A 19,716-nucleotide genomic window follows, 5' to 3' on the forward strand; every position below is an offset into this window, starting at 1 on the left:
AAGTGATGAAAAAAGTCGCATTCGTGACCGGCGCCGGTCAGGGAATTGGTAAAGCCATTGCTCTGCGTCTGGCGAAAGATGGTTTTGCCGTCGCCGTTGCCGACTATAACGCCGCCACCGCCAAAGCCGTGGCCGACGAGATCAACAGCCAGCAGGGCAGCGCGATTGCTGTGACAGTCGATGTTTCCGATCGCGAACAGGTTTTTGCCGCGGTGGAAGAGGCCAGAAGCAAGCTAAAAGGCTTTGATGTCATTGTTAATAATGCAGGCGTTGCGCCTTCAACGCCCATTGAATCGATCACCCCGGAAGTGGTGGATAAGGTCTACAACATCAATGTCAAAGGCGTGATTTGGGGGATTCAGGCCGCGGTCAGCGCTTTTAAAGCGGAAAAACACGGCGGCAAAATCATCAATGCCTGCTCACAGGCGGGGCATGTCGGTAACCCGGAACTGGCGATTTACAGTTCAAGTAAATTCGCCGTGCGTGGTTTAACCCAGACCGCCGCGCGCGATCTGGCGCCGCTGGGCATCACGGTTAACGGTTACTGTCCGGGGATTGTGAAAACCCCGATGTGGGCCGAAATCGATCGCCAGGTCTCTGAAGCCGCGGGCAAACCGCTCGGTTACGGTACCGAACAGTTTGCCAAACGCATTACGCTTGGGCGCCTGTCAGAGCCTGAAGATGTGGCAGCTTGCGTCTCATATCTTGCAGGGCCGGATTCAGACTATATGACCGGTCAGTCCCTGCTGATTGATGGCGGTATGGTATTTAACTAATACGTTTGATGGCTCGGACACAGCCTTGCCTCTGCGATCGCGCAGGGGCTTTTTTATATCCCGCAATGAAGATCATTCTCATCAATAAACGGGCTTTTTCCGCGCTAATCGACGCCAGCTGTTCGCGACAACGATTTGTCGTGGTATATGCGATTTTCGGCAATCCAGCGCAAAAATTCTCGTTTTGGTTATGGAAGCGTTTGCGCTTAACTGAAAAGGTCAACCTTAGCCGGAGAACTCGCGGATGAAGAAAATATTGCAACAGTGGCTTGAACGCCTTGCTCCCGTGCTGCCTGTGCACGTGGAGGAGGGGGAATATGATTCTGGTCGCCATGTGGCGCTGATGATCCCATTCGGCCTGCTCTACGGCCTTGATTATCACCCTTCTGTATGGATTTACGATGAAAAATGAGCGCTTCCATGTGGTGATGCGCTACAGCTACTGGAATGAACTGTGCGTACCAGATTAGAACCCGCCCGAAAACAGGCGGGTTTTTTATTTCCTTACCCCACCAAAATCCATTTTGAAATTGCGTTTCACCTCTCATTTCTGTCTTTTTAGGAGATTTTTTTCTACACCCTTCGCCTCCGGTCACAATTCAGACAGCTTATCTTGTATGGTAGTAGACACAAAAACCATAAGGGAGATACCGTGAAAGCCGTGATGTATTTGCCTTAACGATCCCGGCTTTACGCTGGACATGGTTGAACGAAGATTCGCTTATGGAGTTTTGATGTCCATGAAAAATAAACAACAAACTCATTGGGTTAACGGTTTCCCGCTGGCGGGTAAGCTGCATAAACGCGGAGAAACGCTATGATCCGCAAAAACCGGAAAGTCACCATTCCCGTCAGTATCGGCTACGGCATGACGGATATTATGGGCGGCGGCGCATTTACCGTTATTGGTGCATGGTTACTCTTTTTCTATACCACCTTCGTGGGCTTGTCGCCGATTGAAGCAGCGTCGATCGTGGCGATTGCCCGTATTGTTGATGCTATCGTCAGCTTATTTATGGGGCGCTTCACCGACCACTTCTACAAAAACTATTTCGGCAAGAAATTTGGCCGCCGTCGGTTTTTCTTGCTAATCGGCGCACCATTAATGCTGGTTTATATTTTGTTGTGGCTCGACGGGATGAATTTTCTCTTTTATCTCGCCGTGTACCTGGCATTTGAAGTTATCGCGGCAATGGTGCTTATTCCGTGGGAAACGCTGCCTTCGGAAATGACCAAAGACTTTAATGAGCGCACTAAGCTTTCTACCTGTCGTATGTTTCTTTCCGCTGCCGGTACATTCCTCGCCACGTTTATTCCCGGCGTGTTGATTGGCTGGCTGGGGGAGAAAAACGCCGATGCCTACCTGATTAACGGTATCGTTTTTGCCGTGCTGTTTATGCTCTGCGTGTTTATTTCCTGGCGAGTCACCTGGGAACGTGAATTAACGCCGCAAATGCTGGCGGAGATGGAAAAGAGCTACCAGCCAACCAGCGCGAGCCAGAAATTGCAGGTGCTTTTCACTCTGTTTAAAGATTACGCTTCAACGCTCAAAGTGCGGGCTTTCCGTAAACATCTGGCAATCTATCTGTTCTCATTCACGGCAAAAGACGTCTATAACACGGTGTTTGTTTTCTTCTGCGTCTACTGCCTGCACGTCTCCTCCTCACTGGCGGGAACCCTGCTGTCGATGAGTATTGTCGGGCTGCCGGTAACGCTGGCGGCGGGCGTGGCGATGATTAAGTACGGCCCATCGCGGCTTTATGTTTTCGCCTACAGCGTGATGATCCTGTGCCTGGGCGGTTTCTTCCTGGTGTACCAGTTCCCGACGGAGAACAAAGTGGTATTGCTGGTGATTCTTGCCGGGGTGTACCAGGTTGGTCGCTGTGTGCTGGAGTTCACGCCGTGGAACGTTTTCCCGTTCATTCCGGATATTGACGAAATGATTTCCGGCCAGCGGCGGGAAGGGCTATTTGCCGCCGTCATGACTTTCTCACGCAAAACCACCGTCGCGATTGCCACCTTTATTGTTGGTCTGTTGCTGCAAAGCGGCGGCTTCGTTAAAGGCAGCCAGGTACAGCCGCAGGAAGCGGTGACCACCATTGTGATGCTGCTGTTTGTCGGCACCGTTGGGTTATTGCTGGTGGCATTGTGGCAGGCGCTGACATTCCATTTGAACAAGCGCACGCATAAGATTTTCGTTGATGAACTCGATCGTCTGAAAGCGAACGGTCTGAAACAGAATGTTGCGCCGCAAGCGCGGGAGGTGGTGGAAGATCTGACCGGTTATGCCTATGAAAAACTGTGGTGTAAAGATTCTGCGAGCCAGTCTGAACCGGTCACGCTAAATAACGCGGTGGCGCTACGGAAATAACTGGCGTAAGTAAAGCGCCGCCCGGGAAATAACCAGATGGAAAGTTTTCCGGGCGGCGATAAATATCATCAGCGTTGCCAGCTAAAAATTGTAACAATACAGTCATGCGTAGAAAAATACACTTACACTCTTTCGGCGCTTTTGTCATATAGCTGCGATTTTTTCACTATCTAATAGTTCCCGGCTACTGCAACTTCGCCCAATCTATGATTGCCGGGTTGCACATTTTAACCCTTAGGTTAATTCCATTTTTATTTTGCTTTTCATTCACTCCTCCGGGTTACTGCCCGGAGTTTTTTTATGCTGGTTGATACCGCTCTATTTTTTGTCATGACACAAAATTGTCATATAAGCGCTCTATCCTTCCCTCCGTCCGCAAAATTATTCAAAAATCTATCAACTTTTTTGTTTTTGGAGAGATTATGGCAACGTTTAATGCATCTGTTCGCCTGATGGCCGCAGCACTTGCACTTTCTACGACTACCGTTTTCGCAGCAACCAATGTGACTGGCGCAGGCGGGACCTTCCCGGCTCCGGTATACGCAAAGTGGGCCGCTGAATATCAGAAACAAGTGGGCCCTGAGATCAACTACCAGGGAATTGGCTCTTCTGGCGGTATCAAACAGATCCTTGCAAAAACCGTTGATTTCGGCGCATCCGACGCCCCAATGAGCGATGACGATTTGGCAAAAAATGGCCTGTTCCAGTTCCCGACGGTAATTGGCGGTGTGGTGCTGGCGGTGAACATCCCGGGTGTGAAATCCGGCGAGCTGACTCTGGATGGTAAAACGCTGGGTGATATCTACCTGGGCACCATCAAAAAATGGAACGATCCGGCGATCACTAAGCTGAACCCAAAAGTAAAACTGCCGGACACCAATATCAACGTTGTGCGTCGTGCAGATGGCTCCGGCACGTCATTCGTCTTCACCAGCTATCTGTCTAAAGTGAACGCAGACTGGGCAAGCAAAATTGGTAAAGGTTCAACCGTTAACTGGCCGGTCGGTCTCGGCGGTAAAGGCAACGACGGCGTAGCCGCTTTCGTACAGCGCCTGCCGGGTTCCATTGGATATGTGGAATATGCCTATGCCAAACAGAACAACCTGACCTGGACCAAATTGTTTGATGCCGACGGCAAAGTGGTTGAACCGTCGCAGCAGAGCTTCAGCAACAGCGCCAAAGGGGCTGACTGGAGCAAATCTTTCGCCCAGGATCTGACCTTCCAGAAAGGCAAAGACGCATGGCCGATCTCCTCCACGACCTTTATCCTGGTCTACAAAAAACAGGATGACGCAGCGAAAGGCGCAGAAGTGCTGAAATTCTTCGACTGGTCTTACAAAAACGGTAACGCGATTGCGAGCAGCCTCGATTATGCGCCGCTGCCGGATTCTGTAACCAGCCAGGTTCGTGCCGCCTGGAAAGCGAATGTCAAAGACGCTTCCGGCAAAGCGCTGTTCTAATTTTCACCCAGTAAAAAGCCCGATACTTGCGTACCGGGCTTTTTTTATTGCCAACGCGCGCTATTAACGGGCGCTTTCAAGCTTCCAGAGTGCCGGAACGCTGGCCGGATCCCAGCCGACAATAGCGCTGTGCGCTTGCAGGCAGGAATAGGTTTTGCCGTTGTACGACACGCGATCGCCAGCTTTATACACGGTGCCTTCTGCCCACGGCTTAACATCACCCGGCGCTGGCGTTTCGTCCGCATCATCGGCTAACGTTTTCACATTCAGCGATGCGCTGAGTTCGGACACTAAACCGTTGCTGAACTCCGCTGCGACCTGGTAAACGTACGCAGTGCCTGGCTTCAGATTGCTGTCGGTAAATGACTCTGACTGCGGGCTTTCGAGCAGTTCGCCATTACGGTATACCTGATAGCGAGCGACATCACCGGCCACTTTTTTCCAGCTTAAGGTTACGGTGGTGGTGGTGATATTGCTGGCCTGAAGGTTCTGCGGAATGCCCGGTTTTTCGGACGGGGTTTCATCCCCTTCCTGGCTGATCGCGCACTGACCATTCTCCTGCTGAATGAAAAGATGCACCGGTGCCGCGCCGCCCAGGCTGCTGAGCTGATCCTGGATCAGCGTCGCACAATCCATACCCGCGCCATTTTCAAAGGCGGCCTGCTGCACCTGGCTACCCGGCATCAGCGCGATTTTAGCGTTCGGCTCCAGCCAGTCGTGCGAGACGATCGTGCCCACATTATCCGCCACGGAGAGGAACAGACGCTGGTCGTCACTGTTGGTCAGCGTAGAAACCAGCGACTCGTCAATGGGGCTCTTCTCGGCAAACTGGGTGACCGGCAGTTCCACCATCAGCGCTTCCAGAACTTTGGCAAAATCGTGAGACCAGGAAATCTCGCCGTTTTTCGCCAGTTCATCGAAGCGGGCCATCGCGGCAGGCTTGGCTTTCGCCATCTCCGCATTGCTGTAGAAACCATAGCGTGCCAGCAGGTCGAAGTAGTTGCTGACATCAAGGCGCGTCAGTTGCGTTTCATAGCGGGTTTCTTCTTTCTGGCTTGCTTCGTTAAGCATTTGAGTGACATACGGAATCTGGCGAATATAGCGAGTGCCGAAATCATTCAACTGAACGAAACAGGCCGGATCGCTCTCCAGGTGGTCTGTCAGAGCCATACAATGCTGGAAACTTTGCTCGCTTTTCAGCAGAAGTTCTTTCACGGAATAGGGGCCACGGTTGTACATGTAGCTCATTACCATCGCTAATGTATCTTTATCCTTACTGCCCTGAATAAAGTCCTGAATACGCACTGTCGTATCGGTCTTATTTTTATCCCACGGCAGAGAACCGGTGTTAATTCCAATGACGGAACCGTTATAAAAGCCGCTGGTTACGGCCGAGCCAATAATATTGCGTGCCGGACCGGAGAAGGAGTCGAGGATTTTTTTCGGCTGCATCATACCAAAAATACGCGGGAAACCGCCGCCGCCAGTGCCCTGCAATTCACTCCAGGCGCTGCCCGGATATTCAATTTGCAGCACGCCGTCATCCCCTTCTTCCGATGGCGCAGGAAGATCGCGGCCTAATGAGCTCTCCTGAAGCCCTTTAGAGACAAAGTAGTTCGGCCCCATATTGCGCGCGAAATAGTTACCAAAGCTCTCACCCACGCCGAAAGGACGCTGCAAATCAAAGGTACCGTTCTCTTTGTCCAGCCCGAACTGCATCTGGATCATCGTACTGACATAGGCTTGCGCGAAGGCCATCGCCCACAACTTATGTTCAACCATGGTGGCATCGGAGCTATCACCCAGCAGATCCAGTTTTACCAAGCCGGAACGATCTTTTTTCCAGTCAAGGTCATGATGTTCGCAGTTATCCAGATCAATTTCATAACGGCCTTCACTGTCTTGCTTAATATTGCAGTGATACGGCAGTGATAATTTATCCGCCAGATGCAGGTCATAATCAATCTGGCCTGCGGAATCTTTTGGTAATAACTGACGATACATATCAAGAGAGATATTTTCGGTAGCCAATGCATTATTAGCACTGAATAGCGCCACGGCCAGTGCGATAATTTTAATTTTCATGGGTAACCCTTTCCTTGCGTTAAATAATGATGGGAGTTTACTGGCAAGGGAAGCGGGAAAATATGAGCAGAGGTCGCGACGAATATCAGTAATTTCTTCAGGGTAATAAGAAATATAATTATCGGTAGGGAAGTATTCTTTTGTAATCAGATAACGGATTAAACAATTGTCTGGCTGCCGGGGGGAAGGGCGGTTCGCGATACCGCGTGAAATGTAGCGGCCTGCTATGGGGCCAGAAAGTCACCCCAGTAAAACAGCTTAATCCTGTTTTTTTGCTTTACTGACTGAGGCTGAATGGCGTCTTTTTTTAACCAAAAAATAAATAATGAACACAATTGCTGCTCCGGTAATCATTCCTAACGTATGCATTATCCCTCCTGATTGATTAATGTTGCTAATGGTCGAAAGCCATCGCGTTTGTAAACACTGCGGAAGTAAACCCGCTATTCCTGCATAGCACAAGCTTAATTGCAGCCAGTATTCATTTTTAAGTTTTTTTCTTACCGCGGCCTGCTGCTAATAGCGAGTAAGGTGAGCGCAGCGGCAAACTGAAAAAAAATTATAGAAAGAGATTAAACAATCCAGCGGCCTTGCCGATGATGTGTTACCGATAACATGAGGGTTTACGGAACACGCAGGTAAGGATGTATTAATGAAAAATATTTCTGTCAGAGTGGCGCTGTCAGGGGCCATATCGATATTTGTATTGATTATTGTAGCTATCTCATCCGTGGGTTTTTTCGCATTCACCCGTTCAACAAACACGACTGAATTTATTCACAATTCTGACAGTCGGGTAATCCTGATTAATGATATCTACAAAGACTCGGCCCGTACACGTGCCGGTTTTGCGCTGGTCTACGCCAGTTTGTTAAAAGAGGGAAAAACGGAGGCATGGGTATTTAAAAATATTCAGACCACGCACGAAAGGATGCTGGCCAACCTGCGAAAATTTGAAACTCTGCCGGTGATGGATAGCCGGGATGAAGAGATAAAAACCGAACTGGTTACCTCGGCTGGCGCGCTGAATACACTCCTTGATAAGGCTGAGCAATTACTGAAGGCAGGGGACGTACAAAGTTACTACGACGTTAACGTGCAGCAAATTGATAAAGCCGGCGGGCGTTTCTCAGCCGCGCTCGAAAAATATCAAAAAAGTACCAATGAAACGGTTAATAATTTGATGGATGAGCAACAAAGACAATACCACCAATTATTATGGATTATGTTTATAGGATTGTTGCTTGCTCTTTTAATTAGTGTTGCTGTTTTGTATGTTCTGCGTAATGTAATATTACGGCCGCTAAACTATGCTGTTGAACATCTTGATATCGTCGCCAAAGGTGATTTAACAACAAATATTCAGGTGGCCGGTAATAATGAAATCGGCAAACTTCTCAACGCTATTCGTGGTATGCAGGAGAGCCTGCGCAATTTAGTCGCGCAGGTTCGAAACGGGGTGGATGAAATACATGTGGGTTCCCGGGAGATTGCCGCAGGGAATTTAGATCTTTCATCCCGCACGGAAGAACAGGCATCCTCGCTTGAAGAAACGGCGGCCTCAATGGAACAGCTTGCCTCCATCGTGAAGCAGAATGCTGACAACGCGTACCAGGCGAATTTGCTGGCGCTCAAGGCGTCAGATATTGCCGAATCGGGCGGTAAAGCGGTGTCGGAAGTGGTTCAGACCATGAACGAAATTGCGACAAGCTCCAGCAAAATTGCTGACATTGTCTCCATGATCGACAGCATCTCTTTCCAGACGAACATTCTGGCACTCAATGCCGCCGTTGAAGCCGCCAGAGCCGGTGAGCAAGGGAAAGGTTTTGCGGTCGTCGCCAGTGAAGTGCGTACGCTGGCTCAGCGTTCCGCTTCAGCGGCTAAAGAGATCAAAGATCTGATCCAGAACTCAACGGACAGGGTCAACGCGGGGACTGAGCAAGTCGGGCGGGCGGGGGCTGCCATGCTCGAAATTGTGACGTCCGTTAAACATGTGACTGATACCGTTGCGGAAATATCACATGCTTCGCGCGAACAGGCCACCGGGATCGATCAGGTTAATCTTGCCGTTTCGCAGATGGATGGCGTCACTCAGCAGAACGCCTCGCTGGTTGAACAAGCCGCAGCCGCAGCCAATTCACTGGAGCTACAAGCCAGCGCGCTGGCGGAGGCGATATCCACTTTTCGGGTGAATAATGAAGCGGCCAACCGTTCCAGCGATAGATTAACTGTGGCTTACACTCCCTCATAATTTTCCCGTTTCTCTGTTATCTGTTCCGGCATGGGTTGTTCGTCGTCACCCGTGCCGTAGGAGAATTAGCGTCGTGTCGTAAAAAACCTTAGCGGTAACTGAGAAACGTGGTTTGGCGCGACGGAACATCAAGCCAGCGAGCGCTGTACTACAAAAAACCGGGTGTGCCATCATCCTGATACCGCGCCGGATTTTAGCGAAGGTTTATCCCTCTTCGTAGGTTAGCGTCCCGATGACAATAAAGCCGTTTTCCATACGCACCACTTTCTCTGGGGTAAAAGAATGGCCAGGGGCGAGTAATATTTCATCTTCATCGTCCAGTGCGTTTGCTGATTCCTCTGACTCGGCTGCGTTTTTTATGCTTTTAACGCTAACGCCAGCGACATTATGTGCGTTAAACGAAAACAGAATATTTTCTGTTTCGAAATCAACATCATTCAGTGCATGCAATGTGTCTCGCCTTAGCACCTCGGATTCATCACTATTATTAGTAAGATCAATCGCATAAAGGGGATCGCCTATTTCACTGAAGCAAAAATTATCAGCTACTTCATAACTTGAAGTTGTACTCAGAAATCCGTTAAAACGCAGCCCTTGCCCATATAACAGGGATTGTGCGAGCAGACTCCCATGAACCTGAGTACTTAGCGGTTCATCAAGACCGCCAGCGCCTTTCAGTAATGAAACACCGGATAAACGAGGCGCGGTTTTTAAAAAATGATCCAGAATTTGAGCTTGCCCTATTATTTCATTTTCCAGGCGTTCGCGAGAATATTTCAGACCGAGTTCATCCATGATAACAGTATCGTTATACTTATCATTAAATATTTCGAGGAACGCGTTTATTTTTGTTGGGTCTTTATATTTTTCATCCAGATCGTGAAGGTAATCATCCAGTTTTTTATATCCCAGACAAGCGACATTCATCAGATAATTATTACCGTACAAATCCTGATAAGCCAGCAGGGCACTATAGATGTTTCCAATGTCATCACCTGAAAATGACCCAACATGTTCCAGCGTTTTTTGCTTGAGTTCAGCCATTTTGGAAGGAAACCGATTAAGTTCTGAATCCACAATGAGACGCATATGCCGCCTGGCAGTTTCAGCGATATTACTAATTTCCCCTTTCAATAGTCGCTCAGCATAGCGAGAGGGAATTGCCAGTTTACTGCGATGCAACATTCGGCGTTCAACCGGGGATGGAAATGAAGAAACAAAGCCAGTCGAATTCATAGGTGTCAATTCTACATGTCGTCCGTTAATTAAGGCGTAGCGAAGCCCGGCCGCTGCAAAACAGAATTGCTTTCCTGAGAATGATGAACAGGTGGCTGTGAGTTTGAATGTTCATAATGGTTATGGATATCATAAGCCGGGGTGTAATTGGAAATATTCATCGGTACGCAAGCCTCAACACAGCGTCATGAGATTTTCAATTTAGTGTGTCGGGGAAGAGCGTAGTTCCCGGGGACATAGTTCATTATCTTACTCTTCAGTATGGAACCCCTTGTGTTATCACGATAAAGAGAAGGATCGTATTTGAAAGCAAATATATATCTTTAGGCGATTATGCCCCAGAGTATCCTCCAGGTTCCGGCTCATTGAAGCCTCCCCGCGCAGTTCCAGTGTCTGCAATCCCTGTTTCAGATAAAAATACAAAAATGCCTGGAACTAATATGACGCGACTTACACTCAATCAGAGAAACTTATCGGGCGATGATGTTGCGATCCCATTAACTTTTAATTTTCGAATTAAATTGATGGTTGTGCCTGGATTATTTATTGGGCCGAATTAAACACAATGCTGGATAAGCTTCGTAGTCCGTTACAGTACGTATGCTTTGATATTCCGGCATGCTATTAGCATGCTTCGATTTTTGTCGCTAAGTTTATAGTCCGTGATAAGTTTTGCCATAAAATTCCCTCCTGATGTCATTATATATCGCATATGTTAATCGAGTGTCAGGGGATGTATTTAAAAATCACGTAAGGGTTTTGTCAATGGATGTTATTTCATTCGATCGTTATGTTCTTATGGGAATGAAGACTTTTTCAAAAGTAAGTCATTTTCATGGCATGGAGGTGGTTTTATATGATCGTGGTGATGAATATCTTCTTCTGCTACAAAAAGAACTTCTCCATTATATTGTTAATGGCGATGATTCGTCTTTTTTATGCTTATTTTCCCCTCTCGTGAGGCGGGTGCATAAATCATCGTCTTTACAAGACATTAGCTACGAGCTGGAGCTCTTTCAACGAAATTTAAATGAACCAAGGATAAGAAAGGCCCATTTGAGCACTGTTGAAAATAATGTTCTGCTGGCTCTTTTGGCATGCAAAACAAATTATGAAATCTCCTCCTTATTTCATTTTAATTCAAAAATCTCCAGTAATTATAAAAACATCGTCCTGCATAAGTTAAGATTGAATAGTCTGTCTGAACTTTTACTCATATATAATACCTGGCGAAAATACAGAGCGTTGTTCGGTATCGAGTATTTTAGTATGCAATATAATAATGCGAAGTGACATCGAAAATGATGCTGATACCCATGTGTTTATATGTGAGCAGTCGTCACGCCACTTTCACGGATATGAGGATGGTCTATGATTTTATTCGATAAATATTTTGTCACTGATTTTTGTTTAGTCTTGTAAACATAATGGTTCATGACAGGAGTAGACCAGGATGAAAAATACAATCTCTCCTTTTTATTCTTCTCAGTTTGATTTAAATATACAGGATTATACCAACCCACAAAATGTGGTCGTTCAAAAACATATTTCGTCTTCGCACAGCGTATATAACCGTTCAACCCAATACGTACTGGATTTTGCAATATTAAGCTCCTTAAATTTGAGAGCTAACGTGCTGTTGAACAGCGTTGACAACGCTATACCCCTCCACCATAAAAGCCCGTCCGCATTGCTGAAAGCGATCGATGACAATATTGAGCAGACGGCAAAAGAGTGGGGATGCTCAACAATGGAAGTTGAAGCGATGCTGGGAAGCAGCAAACGTATCAATGAGCCAGTCTGCGGTATAACGGCAAATAACGTGATGAAGTTGTTCCTCGATACCGATCATTTCAGCTACGATTTCGAGCGAGGGCAAACGCTCTCCCTGCCACAGCTTCAGCAGCAATTATTCAACTTACCTGCCTATAAGCATTTTGTTTTGCGTGTTAACGACTCACGGTTAGGACACGCTTACGTCATTGATCTTCCTGATAATGAGAAGCCACAACGTGAGGCGTTTCTTTATCAGTCAGATTTAGGCGATGGTGCAATGCGTCCATTGCGTTTAAAGGATTGGATGAATAAAAAAGCTTCGCACCCGCTGTCGTTGAACGATATCAATGCGCACTTTATCAATATGACGGATGGCAATATAGACCCCGAACATATTGCAAAGCTATTTGATATTGACGGCAATCCAAAAATGCTGCGCCTTGAGCGTTTAAACTCGTATAATTACCAGGGCTTTAATTTTCAGTTGGCTGAATATGATCCGAAAAACCTGGAAAATAATGTTGCTGCTATCAAGGCTCGTTGTAGTTAACCACGTCGTGCAATAAATAGCTTATCAATATTACAACCTGGCGAGTCAGGGTAAAACTTACCACTCTTTTATTATGTCAGGTTGTTATATGGAAAATTTTTATAAATAGCCTGATCAATGATCAGGCTGGGACAGTACCCTGGCCAGATGCAATAATTCTAGCCGTACTGTTAACTTCATTGACATAGTTTGGGTTACCCAGCGTCACAAGGGATAAGTCATTCAGATTGACCTGATTCGGCCCGGAATTATATGCGCGTAACGCTGCATCCATATTCCCGCCGAACTGTTGCTGATAATCACGCAACATCAGGGCGGAGCAGAGGATCTGGTTGTGCGGATCGTTCGCATCGCCGGATAATTTATCCGGGTATTTCTCGCGCATCGCCTCGTAGGTATCCGGGTTTATCTGATTCATACCGCCATCCGTCTCCCCGTTACCGGGGTTGGTCGAAGTCGCCTGGACATTGCCGCGTGATTCTGTCCAGGTCAGCGCTGCCAGAGTGCTGGCAGGAACGCCAGTTTCTTTTGCCGCATCGGCATATTCCTTACTGAACTGCTGTAGTTGTGGCGGTAAACCCGGCATTGACGTCTCTGCCGATTTATTCGCAGGGGTGGCATCATTAACCGGGCTGCCAGATGCCATTGCTGGCGATGTCGTATTCGGTGAGAGTTTGAACGAAGGGCTTCTGCTATCTCCTCCCCCGTCAGCAGGGCTTCCTCCCGACTGGCTGGCCGAAGGGTCCTGAAAGCTGGCCAGCATTTTAAAAAGCAGCTGCATCAGTTCAGTCAGCATAATTTGCATCATTTTCACCAGGGTCTCGGGGGAATTCGCGCCACTCCCACCGAAAGAACGTGCCGGAGAAGTGGGTTTATCGGCTTTATTCTCCTGCGGTGATGCACTGAAATCGACAGGCCGTGGTGCTAGCGAAGCGTTCGCACCGTGACATCTCAGCGCCTGGGAAGGCGATATGTGTTGCTCGCGGTCCCGGTAACTGTGATTTCCTGAAAATTTTCCCTCTTCTGCCGGTGACAAATTTGCATCAGGAATGTCAGTAAGCAGAGAGTGGGATGCATTTGACGTAATTTGCATAGGATATTCCTCATCAAAGGAGCGACAAAGCCATAACCCATCAATTAATGATTTGGTTTTAGCTTAAGTGACAGCACCCTCGAGCTGGTTCCCACTTATTATTTGTTCTTTTCTCTGTCGGAACTTTCCCTGACCGTATGCCACCCAGAAATACTGTCCGTTGAGAAACGAAAAATGAAACTTCTGAAGATTGGCCTTTTTACATTCTGCATTTCGCCATTCGCTCACGCCGATTGTTTCAATACTGTCGGACGGGCGTTTGGTATTTCGCCTGTGCTGCTTAAATCGATAGCGATTAAAGAGTCCGGAATGAATCCCGCCGCCGTAAATCTGGCTAATCGTAACCATACGCAGGATATTTGTATGATGCAGATTAACAGTACGCATTTTGCCCATCTGGCTCGTCTGGGGATCTCGCCCGAACGTTTGCTGCTTGAGCCTTGTACCTGCGTGTCGGCAGGTGCGTGGGTATTGCATGGCCTTTTTCAGCATTATGGTCGTTCCTGGAACACCGTCGGCATGTATAACGCCGGCTCTTCTCCCGCGCGGCTAACGTTGCGGATGCGCTATGCACGTGAAATTAAAAATATCTACATTAAGCTGCAACAGAAAAGGAATCGGGATCAAAGTGAGGCGCTCGCTGAACGCGTGGTAAACGAGGAAATATAAAAAGGGTGAAACTAAACCCGGTCTGCTTTCACAAACAGTATTGTATTTACACTCTCCACCGGGAGGTGGCATATGACAGTTTGGCTCTCTAATATATTTCGTCCGATGCCGCTTCCGGCAACTGAGATTGATCATAACGTTGAGATATCAGAAGAAAATCCTGCAACGTCAGGGCAAGATCCATATGTGCCGGAACGGGCTATGCAGCCACTGAGTCCATTTCAGCCGGGCCGGATTAATCCTTTTGTACAGCGAGAAGCCAGCGCGGCCGCCTCGCGGTCTGATATGAAACCCTTGCCAGCGGCACCTTCCCATGCAGATGCGCAGCCCCGGCCACTGAGCCCGTTTCAGCCGGGCCGGATTAATCCTTTTGTACAGCGAGAAGCCAGCGCGGCTGCCGCGCGGTCTGAGATGAAATCCTTGCCAGCCGCGCCTTCCCGTGCAGACGCGCTGCCCCGGCCACTGAGCCCGTTTCAGCCGGGCCGGATCAATCCCTTCCAGCAAAACGACTACGCAAATGCGCAAGAGCGGCAGGATAGTTTTGCTTCTGTCCTTGACGAGCCGGGCTTCCAGAGAGAAAACGCGCCTGCCTATACTGAGCTCGATGGGCAGCCGTTCACGGACGTTCCTCCGCCTCCTTATTCCGATCCGCAGGGGCCAAGCTAACCGAGTATCAGCTATGGCTAAAGCAGCAAGCAGAAGAAGAGAGGGTTCAAAAGGCAGCACCATAAACCCTGTTGAAAGTGGATCGCAATGGTGTCATGTCAAGGATGACGAGGCTGGGGATTTACGTGATAGATAATTCAATATAAGCCCCTACTCGTGCATCATTTCTTTATTACCTTTCCCGTCAAAGGAATTAAGTAACAAAGGGTTCTTGTTTCTGTGAGGTAATATCTTATTTCCCATCCGGGATTGTACGGAACAGTAACTGATATTCACGTCCTGATAATAAATCAGGCTAAATTCGTTAATATAAATATGAGGTTCAACCGCACACCCGTTATTTAATTATTTATTTCTAGCTGTACTTGCCTGCAATACTGCCTGCCGTCAGGAAACGCTATAGGTTACATGATGTTTTCGCTTTTTGTCTTTTTAGCGAAGATAAAGTGTATTTCAAAGACACTTTTTTGGATCGTGCGTGATTATTCTTAATTTTGATGAAATTAAAAAACACATTTAAAATTATAATGAATTTGTATGTTTTATTTGCGCGAGGAATAGAATATTCTTCTGGTTTTTAAATGAAATGTGGCATTTAAGGCTAATTAATTGCTGGATATTAATATGCTATTTTTATTTTATCACGTTTATCTGGTGCTTAATCAATAGTTGAATCCTATTGTTTTGGTTTTTTATGTTTAGATTTATTTAAATATTAGATTATTATTCTTTGTTTGTTGTTGTTTTTGCTTTTTTATTTTTAAGTGGTCAGGGTGGGCAACGGTGAATACCCCGGTTTTTGCCGCGCTGGCGGATATTCCATCAGGATATTTTATGCTATTTATAAATATAGCTAATAGTTATGCGAGATCCTGAAGGGAGATTTGCTGATTCTATTTTTTTATTGAAAATATCCCCTGGTATTTTTATCGGGGATTGAACCGCCTATTATTGCGGTTTATTTATTAAATAAGATGATTCTTATTGTTTAACGGATGAGTATTTAAGCGATGAATTGTTAACAATAAGCAAGCGCTAATAATTTGTTATATGTTTGAACTGGTCCGGAATTGAGCTATATGAAAAAAGATGAAATGGTAACAAGAACAATAATGGAGTTACCTGTAGTACTGGGTGATGAAAAAGAAATCGATGAAGTCAATTATATGGAGGATATTCATCGTGATTTAATGCCTTTACTAAACACCATAGCGCCGCTTAACGTCGATTTATTACTGGAGGGGGAAACGGGGACCGGGAAGGATACTCTGGCTCAGCGGCTTTATAATAACTCCGGGTTAAAGGGCCGTTTTGTGTCGATAAACTGCGCGGCTATTCCCGAGTCGTTAGCTGAAAGCGAGCTGTTCGGTGTTACTGCGGGCGCCTATACGGGGGCTAATCACTCGCGTGCGGGTTATATTGAAAGCGCCACTGAGGGGGTTCTGTTTCTTGATGAAATCGACAGTATGCCATTGAGCCTGCAGGTTAAGTTTTTGCGTGTTCTGGAGAGCCGTACCATTTGCCGGCTTGGAAGCACGCAAAGCGTGCCGCTGAAGTTACGTGTGATTGCCGCCAGCCAGAAACCGCTGAGTGAGCTGGTTGAAAAGAAGCTTTTCCGCCAGGATCTCTATTTTCGACTGGCCGCCGTAAAGATTGCGTTACCCGCTTTGCGCACGCGAATTGAATGTATCATTCCGCTTTTCCGTAAATTTTCTGATGAAGCATCGCAACGGCTGGGGTGTGCATTGCCAAAGATGACCACCCAGCTTGTGGAGCGCTTATTGTTGCATAACTGGCCGGGGAATATTCGCGAGCTGCGTGGTGCGGCAGAACGGTTTGTCCTTGGGATACCACCGTTGAATAATGAGTGTTGCCCGGAGCATGAGTGTCTGCGCCTGCGCGATCGCATGCGGCGCATCGAATATTGCCTGATTGAAGATTGCCTGACCCGCCATTCCAATCGCGTCGTGAGCGCCGCTCATGAACTGGGCGTACCGCGACGTACGCTATACCAACGCATTAAATCTCTTTCGTCCCGGCAGGATTAATTTTTTATCCCGGCGGGAACGCGTCAGCTAACCGCAATACTCAACAGATGAATGACACGTCATTCAATCCTAAATCTGATGAGGAGTAAGGTCATGAGCAATACGACTAACGGTGTAAACAGCGGTAACAGCGATGCTCTGCGTAATCAGTATCAGTCTGAAATGGATAATGTACAGAGTGAATCCATGCAGGATGATGTGGCTAAAGCAGAACGCGATCGTAAAAACGCATTCGTATCTGGTTATGCGAACTCAGTGACGACAATGATCAGCTCGCTGGCGCAGAACAAAATCCAGTTTTAAAGCAACAGGGAACCCTTTCTCATGGGTTCCCTGTTTTTTTATTTCGCTGAGGTACTTACCATGAAGATCACCTCTTCTGCATCACAACATGTTTTGCCGGTTAATGACGCTCTGGCACCGGCCGGGATGCAACCCGAGAGCGGCGATGTTGCTTTTTTCTCTTCTGCCCTCGGCCAGCCCGAAACCGTGACGGCTTCATTGAGCACTGATGGCACCAACAATCTCTTCAACCAGCTCTCTTCTGCGTTCAACAATCTTGAAAGCGATAAAAAAAGCATGGATAGCGCGCTGCGTAAGGCTTCTCGTTCGACCGACCCGCTGGTGTTGAACCAGGTCGATAGCCAGCTTTCCAACTACTATCTGGAAAGCATGATGAACGCCAAAATTGTGGCTAAAACAGTTCAGGGCCTGGAAAAGCTCACCAACATGCAGTGAACGCATCATGCAAAAATTCTGGCGAAAATCACTTTTGGCTGCGCTGCTGGCCCTCTCGCTCACAGGATGTAACCCGTTGGTGGTGCTGAACACCGGACTTTCTGAAAATGATGCTAACGACATCATCGCCGAACTTTCCCACTACAATATCGCGGTGGATAAGCAGATTGATAAAGAGGGCGTAACGATACGGGTTGATAGCGATGACATCGCCCGGTCTGTACAAATTCTGAATGCCAGCGGGCTTCCGCACAAAGCCCGAACCAATCTGGGTGAGGAATTCCAAAAAAGCGGCATTATCTCCAGCCCGCTGGAAGAGCAGGCGCGTTATATCTTCGCGTTGTCACAGGAACTGGAAGCCACCTTGTCGCAAATCGACGGTGTGGTGGTGGCGCGCGTCAATGTCGTATTGGCGGAACGCGTAGCGCCTGGCGAGCCAGTACAGCCCGCTTCTGCTTCCGTGTTTATCAAACACACGCCCGATCTGGATCCGGACACTATTGAACCCAGAATTCGCCAACTGGTGGCTGCCAGCATTCCTGGGCTGGCGGGAAAAAGCGATGACGTCATTTCGATCGTTTTTGTACCTGCCGGGGTGTACCACGATCATATTGAACAGGTCATCCTTGGGCCATTTCGTTTTACGTTGTCTGAATACGCTACGGTCAAACAGGGGTTTTTTACTGTGCTGGGGCTACTGCTCCTCACTGGCGTGGTGATGGTACTGAAACCCCGCATTCAAAAACGGCTGGCAAAGAAAAAGTTGGCTGCGACGTCGGTAGCTGATTCGGGCAGTCGGAAATAATGCGCAATATGGAAACCGAGTGGTTTGAATGGTGGATACAGGGCTTTTGGCTTGAAGCAGATGCCAGTTGGCACTACCTGCCATTTTTCCGCCTCGACCCGGAGTGGCGTACCCGGTTATCCCGCTCTCATCACACGGCAATGGCGCATCAGTTAAGGGTACCCGACACGTTGCCGGGTGCGCCGGATACTCGTCTGCTGGCGTTGTGGCAGGCGGACGCCTCGCAACGCCAGTTAATGTTGCGGCTGGTGAGTGAAATTTGCCAGCAACACAGCATGACCGCAGCTCTGGATGATGAGCAGCGCCTCTGGTGTCTGCGAATTAGCAAAGCGCTGCGTCCGGAACAGTGGCTACCGTCAGCGCTGGATTTCACTACTGAACCTTGTCGAATGGCGCTGGCTTTACTGGCATCGCTCTTTCCCGTCTCCACCTGGCTGCGGCTGCGTTTCTGTTTTGACAGCCAGACTGTCACCCAGCTTCCCGCGTTTTCGCGCCCATTGCCCGGCAACAAGCTGCAGACGTTATGGGATGCGGTTATCTGGCGCACTCAGCAGCAAAATGAGGCGGCGCATGTGGAAAATTAGAGAAATTGTTCTGCCTCCCTCGCTGATGGCTGGCGAGGGCGCGATAGTGCCCCGCGAAGTGCTGGACGAACATCGGCAGGCTCAGGCGCTGCTGCGCCAGGCGGAACAGGAGGCCGGGCAGATCCTTGCTGCTGCCCGTGAAGAGGCTGAAAGACAGGTACTGGCAGCACGGGCTGAGTGCGAGATGCAGTTTCTGCAAAACGCCGAAACCGTGCTGGAAGAGTGGCGGCAGGCGCGAGCGCAGCAGGAGGAAAACCTGGTGTCGCAGGCGCAACAGTTGGTCAGCGCGGTATTCGTCCATCTGTTTGCCCGGACCAGTGACGAGCAAAAAATAAGCGCCCTGTTGCGTCAGATATTACAGGCGCAGACCGCAGAAAAAGGGAGCAGCGCCACGCTCTGGTGCCATCCCTCCCAGTTTGATGCCGTCGGCAACTGGTTGCAGGCTCATGCAAGCCTCGACTGGCTCCTTCAGACAGATGACGCGCTTGAAACACATCAGCTGCGATTACAAACCACCAACGGCGAACTCAGTGTGAACTGGGAACATCTGCAACAACGGTTGCTGAACACGCTGCAGGCATAATTTTTTGCCGCAAGGAACTTTCAGG

18 protein-coding genes are annotated in these 19,716 nt (G+C 48.3%); 15 read left to right on the forward strand and 3 right to left on the reverse strand.

Annotation, left to right across the window (positions count from 1 at the left end):
- The first annotated feature begins 5 nt into the window (after positions 1 to 5).
- The 4 genes from AWR26_RS03665 (at position 6) to pstS (ending at position 4,607) form a co-directional block, all read left to right on the forward strand.
- Positions 6 to 776, forward strand: a complete 771-nt coding sequence (locus AWR26_RS03665; protein ID WP_064563668.1) for a (S)-acetoin forming diacetyl reductase — start codon at positions 6 to 8, stop codon at positions 774 to 776.
- A 244-nt stretch (positions 777 to 1,020) separates the two neighbouring features.
- Entirely contained in the window at positions 1,021 to 1,188 is a 168-nt protein-coding gene (locus tag AWR26_RS03670) for a hypothetical protein (RefSeq protein WP_007370169.1), read from the forward strand.
- A 405-nt stretch (positions 1,189 to 1,593) separates the two neighbouring features.
- Positions 1,594 to 3,147, forward strand: a complete 1,554-nt coding sequence (locus AWR26_RS03675) for an MFS transporter (RefSeq protein ID WP_064563670.1) — start codon at positions 1,594 to 1,596, stop codon at positions 3,145 to 3,147.
- 422 nt (positions 3,148 to 3,569) lie between these two features.
- Positions 3,570 to 4,607, forward strand: a complete 1,038-nt coding sequence (gene pstS, locus AWR26_RS03680; RefSeq protein ID WP_064563672.1) for a phosphate ABC transporter substrate-binding protein PstS — start codon at positions 3,570 to 3,572, stop codon at positions 4,605 to 4,607.
- Between the two features lie 63 nt (positions 4,608 to 4,670).
- Here the strand turns inward: pstS and AWR26_RS03685 are convergent, their stop codons facing one another.
- On the reverse strand, positions 4,671 to 6,692 hold the full coding sequence (locus AWR26_RS03685; protein ID WP_064563673.1) for a carbohydrate-binding protein: 2,022 nt from the start codon (positions 6,690 to 6,692) through the stop codon (positions 4,671 to 4,673).
- Between the two features lie 652 nt (positions 6,693 to 7,344).
- Here AWR26_RS03685 and AWR26_RS25860 point away from each other — a divergent pair.
- Positions 7,345 to 8,943, forward strand: a complete 1,599-nt coding sequence (locus AWR26_RS25860) for a methyl-accepting chemotaxis protein (protein ID WP_064563675.1) — start codon at positions 7,345 to 7,347, stop codon at positions 8,941 to 8,943.
- A 204-nt stretch (positions 8,944 to 9,147) separates the two neighbouring features.
- On the opposite strand, the gene AWR26_RS03695 is transcribed toward AWR26_RS25860, so the two are convergent.
- Positions 9,148 to 10,179 (reverse strand): hypothetical protein, encoded by a 1,032-nt coding sequence (locus AWR26_RS03695; RefSeq protein ID WP_139227931.1) that lies wholly within the window; start codon positions 10,177 to 10,179, stop codon positions 9,148 to 9,150.
- 765 nt (positions 10,180 to 10,944) lie between these two features.
- Here AWR26_RS03695 and AWR26_RS03700 point away from each other — a divergent pair.
- On the forward strand, positions 10,945 to 11,472 hold the full coding sequence (locus tag AWR26_RS03700) for a hypothetical protein (protein WP_064563677.1): 528 nt from the start codon (positions 10,945 to 10,947) through the stop codon (positions 11,470 to 11,472).
- Positions 11,473 to 11,632: 160 nt separating this feature from the next.
- Positions 11,633 to 12,505 (forward strand): cycle-inhibiting factor, encoded by an 873-nt coding sequence (locus AWR26_RS03705; protein ID WP_064563678.1) that lies wholly within the window; start codon positions 11,633 to 11,635, stop codon positions 12,503 to 12,505.
- Positions 12,506 to 12,626: 121 nt separating this feature from the next.
- On the opposite strand, the gene AWR26_RS03710 is transcribed toward AWR26_RS03705, so the two are convergent.
- Positions 12,627 to 13,598 (reverse strand): lytic transglycosylase domain-containing protein, encoded by a 972-nt coding sequence (locus AWR26_RS03710; protein ID WP_082934066.1) that lies wholly within the window; start codon positions 13,596 to 13,598, stop codon positions 12,627 to 12,629.
- Between the two features lie 102 nt (positions 13,599 to 13,700).
- Here AWR26_RS03710 and AWR26_RS03715 point away from each other — a divergent pair, with 102 nt between their 5' ends.
- The 8 genes from AWR26_RS03715 (at position 13,701) to sctL (ending at position 19,691) form a co-directional block, all read left to right on the forward strand.
- Complete coding sequence (locus tag AWR26_RS03715; RefSeq protein WP_244256224.1) at positions 13,701 to 14,267, forward strand: lytic transglycosylase domain-containing protein; 567 nt, start codon at positions 13,701 to 13,703, stop codon at positions 14,265 to 14,267.
- Positions 14,268 to 14,339: 72 nt separating this feature from the next.
- Positions 14,340 to 14,933 (forward strand): hypothetical protein, encoded by a 594-nt coding sequence (locus AWR26_RS03720; protein ID WP_156525205.1) that lies wholly within the window; start codon positions 14,340 to 14,342, stop codon positions 14,931 to 14,933.
- Positions 14,934 to 16,045: 1,112 nt separating this feature from the next.
- Positions 16,046 to 16,981, forward strand: a complete 936-nt coding sequence (locus AWR26_RS03725) for a sigma 54-interacting transcriptional regulator (protein ID WP_064568946.1) — start codon at positions 16,046 to 16,048, stop codon at positions 16,979 to 16,981.
- A gap of 93 nt (positions 16,982 to 17,074) precedes the next feature.
- A complete protein-coding gene (locus AWR26_RS03730) occupies positions 17,075 to 17,284 on the forward strand; it encodes a hypothetical protein (protein ID WP_064563686.1) in 210 nt (69 codons plus the stop codon).
- Positions 17,285 to 17,344: 60 nt separating this feature from the next.
- Complete coding sequence (locus tag AWR26_RS03735; protein ID WP_064568947.1) at positions 17,345 to 17,719, forward strand: EscI/YscI/HrpB family type III secretion system inner rod protein; 375 nt, start codon at positions 17,345 to 17,347, stop codon at positions 17,717 to 17,719.
- A 7-nt stretch (positions 17,720 to 17,726) separates the two neighbouring features.
- Complete coding sequence (sctJ, locus tag AWR26_RS03740; RefSeq protein WP_064563688.1) at positions 17,727 to 18,524, forward strand: type III secretion system inner membrane ring lipoprotein SctJ; 798 nt, start codon at positions 17,727 to 17,729, stop codon at positions 18,522 to 18,524.
- Positions 18,524 to 19,108, forward strand: coding sequence for a hypothetical protein (locus AWR26_RS03745; protein WP_064563690.1), 585 nt, complete (start codon positions 18,524 to 18,526; stop codon positions 19,106 to 19,108). Before sctJ ends, AWR26_RS03745 begins: the two co-directional genes overlap by 1 nt.
- Entirely contained in the window at positions 19,095 to 19,691 is a 597-nt protein-coding gene (gene sctL / locus AWR26_RS03750; protein ID WP_064563692.1) for a type III secretion system stator protein SctL, read from the forward strand. Before AWR26_RS03745 ends, sctL begins: the two co-directional genes overlap by 14 nt.
- Positions 19,692 to 19,716 lie beyond the last annotated feature (25 nt).

Source organism: Kosakonia oryzae, from assembly GCF_001658025.2.
Lineage (GTDB): Bacteria > Pseudomonadota > Gammaproteobacteria > Enterobacterales > Enterobacteriaceae > Kosakonia > Kosakonia oryzae.

Coding starts and splice junctions, on each gene's coding strand:
- AWR26_RS03695 (WP_139227931.1), bottom strand. CDS start 10,179: ATGAATTCGACTGGCTTTGTTTCTTCATTTCCATCCCCGGTTGAACGC.
- AWR26_RS03730 (WP_064563686.1), top strand. CDS start 17,075: ATGAGCAATACGACTAACGGTGTAAACAGCGGTAACAGCGATGCTCTG.
- sctL (WP_064563692.1), top strand. CDS start 19,095: ATGTGGAAAATTAGAGAAATTGTTCTGCCTCCCTCGCTGATGGCTGGC.
- AWR26_RS03675 (WP_064563670.1), top strand. CDS start 1,594: ATGATCCGCAAAAACCGGAAAGTCACCATTCCCGTCAGTATCGGCTAC.
- AWR26_RS03665 (WP_064563668.1), top strand. CDS start 6: ATGAAAAAAGTCGCATTCGTGACCGGCGCCGGTCAGGGAATTGGTAAA.
- AWR26_RS03735 (WP_064568947.1), top strand. CDS start 17,345: ATGAAGATCACCTCTTCTGCATCACAACATGTTTTGCCGGTTAATGAC.
- AWR26_RS03720 (WP_156525205.1), top strand. CDS start 14,340: ATGACAGTTTGGCTCTCTAATATATTTCGTCCGATGCCGCTTCCGGCA.
- AWR26_RS03700 (WP_064563677.1), top strand. CDS start 10,945: ATGGATGTTATTTCATTCGATCGTTATGTTCTTATGGGAATGAAGACT.
- pstS (WP_064563672.1), top strand. CDS start 3,570: ATGGCAACGTTTAATGCATCTGTTCGCCTGATGGCCGCAGCACTTGCA.
- AWR26_RS03710 (WP_082934066.1), bottom strand. CDS start 13,598: ATGCAAATTACGTCAAATGCATCCCACTCTCTGCTTACTGACATTCCT.
- AWR26_RS03685 (WP_064563673.1), bottom strand. CDS start 6,692: ATGAAAATTAAAATTATCGCACTGGCCGTGGCGCTATTCAGTGCTAAT.
- AWR26_RS25860 (WP_064563675.1), top strand. CDS start 7,345: ATGAAAAATATTTCTGTCAGAGTGGCGCTGTCAGGGGCCATATCGATA.
- AWR26_RS03705 (WP_064563678.1), top strand. CDS start 11,633: ATGAAAAATACAATCTCTCCTTTTTATTCTTCTCAGTTTGATTTAAAT.
- AWR26_RS03670 (WP_007370169.1), top strand. CDS start 1,021: ATGAAGAAAATATTGCAACAGTGGCTTGAACGCCTTGCTCCCGTGCTG.
- AWR26_RS03745 (WP_064563690.1), top strand. CDS start 18,524: ATGCGCAATATGGAAACCGAGTGGTTTGAATGGTGGATACAGGGCTTT.
- sctJ (WP_064563688.1), top strand. CDS start 17,727: ATGCAAAAATTCTGGCGAAAATCACTTTTGGCTGCGCTGCTGGCCCTC.
- AWR26_RS03725 (WP_064568946.1), top strand. CDS start 16,046: ATGGAGTTACCTGTAGTACTGGGTGATGAAAAAGAAATCGATGAAGTC.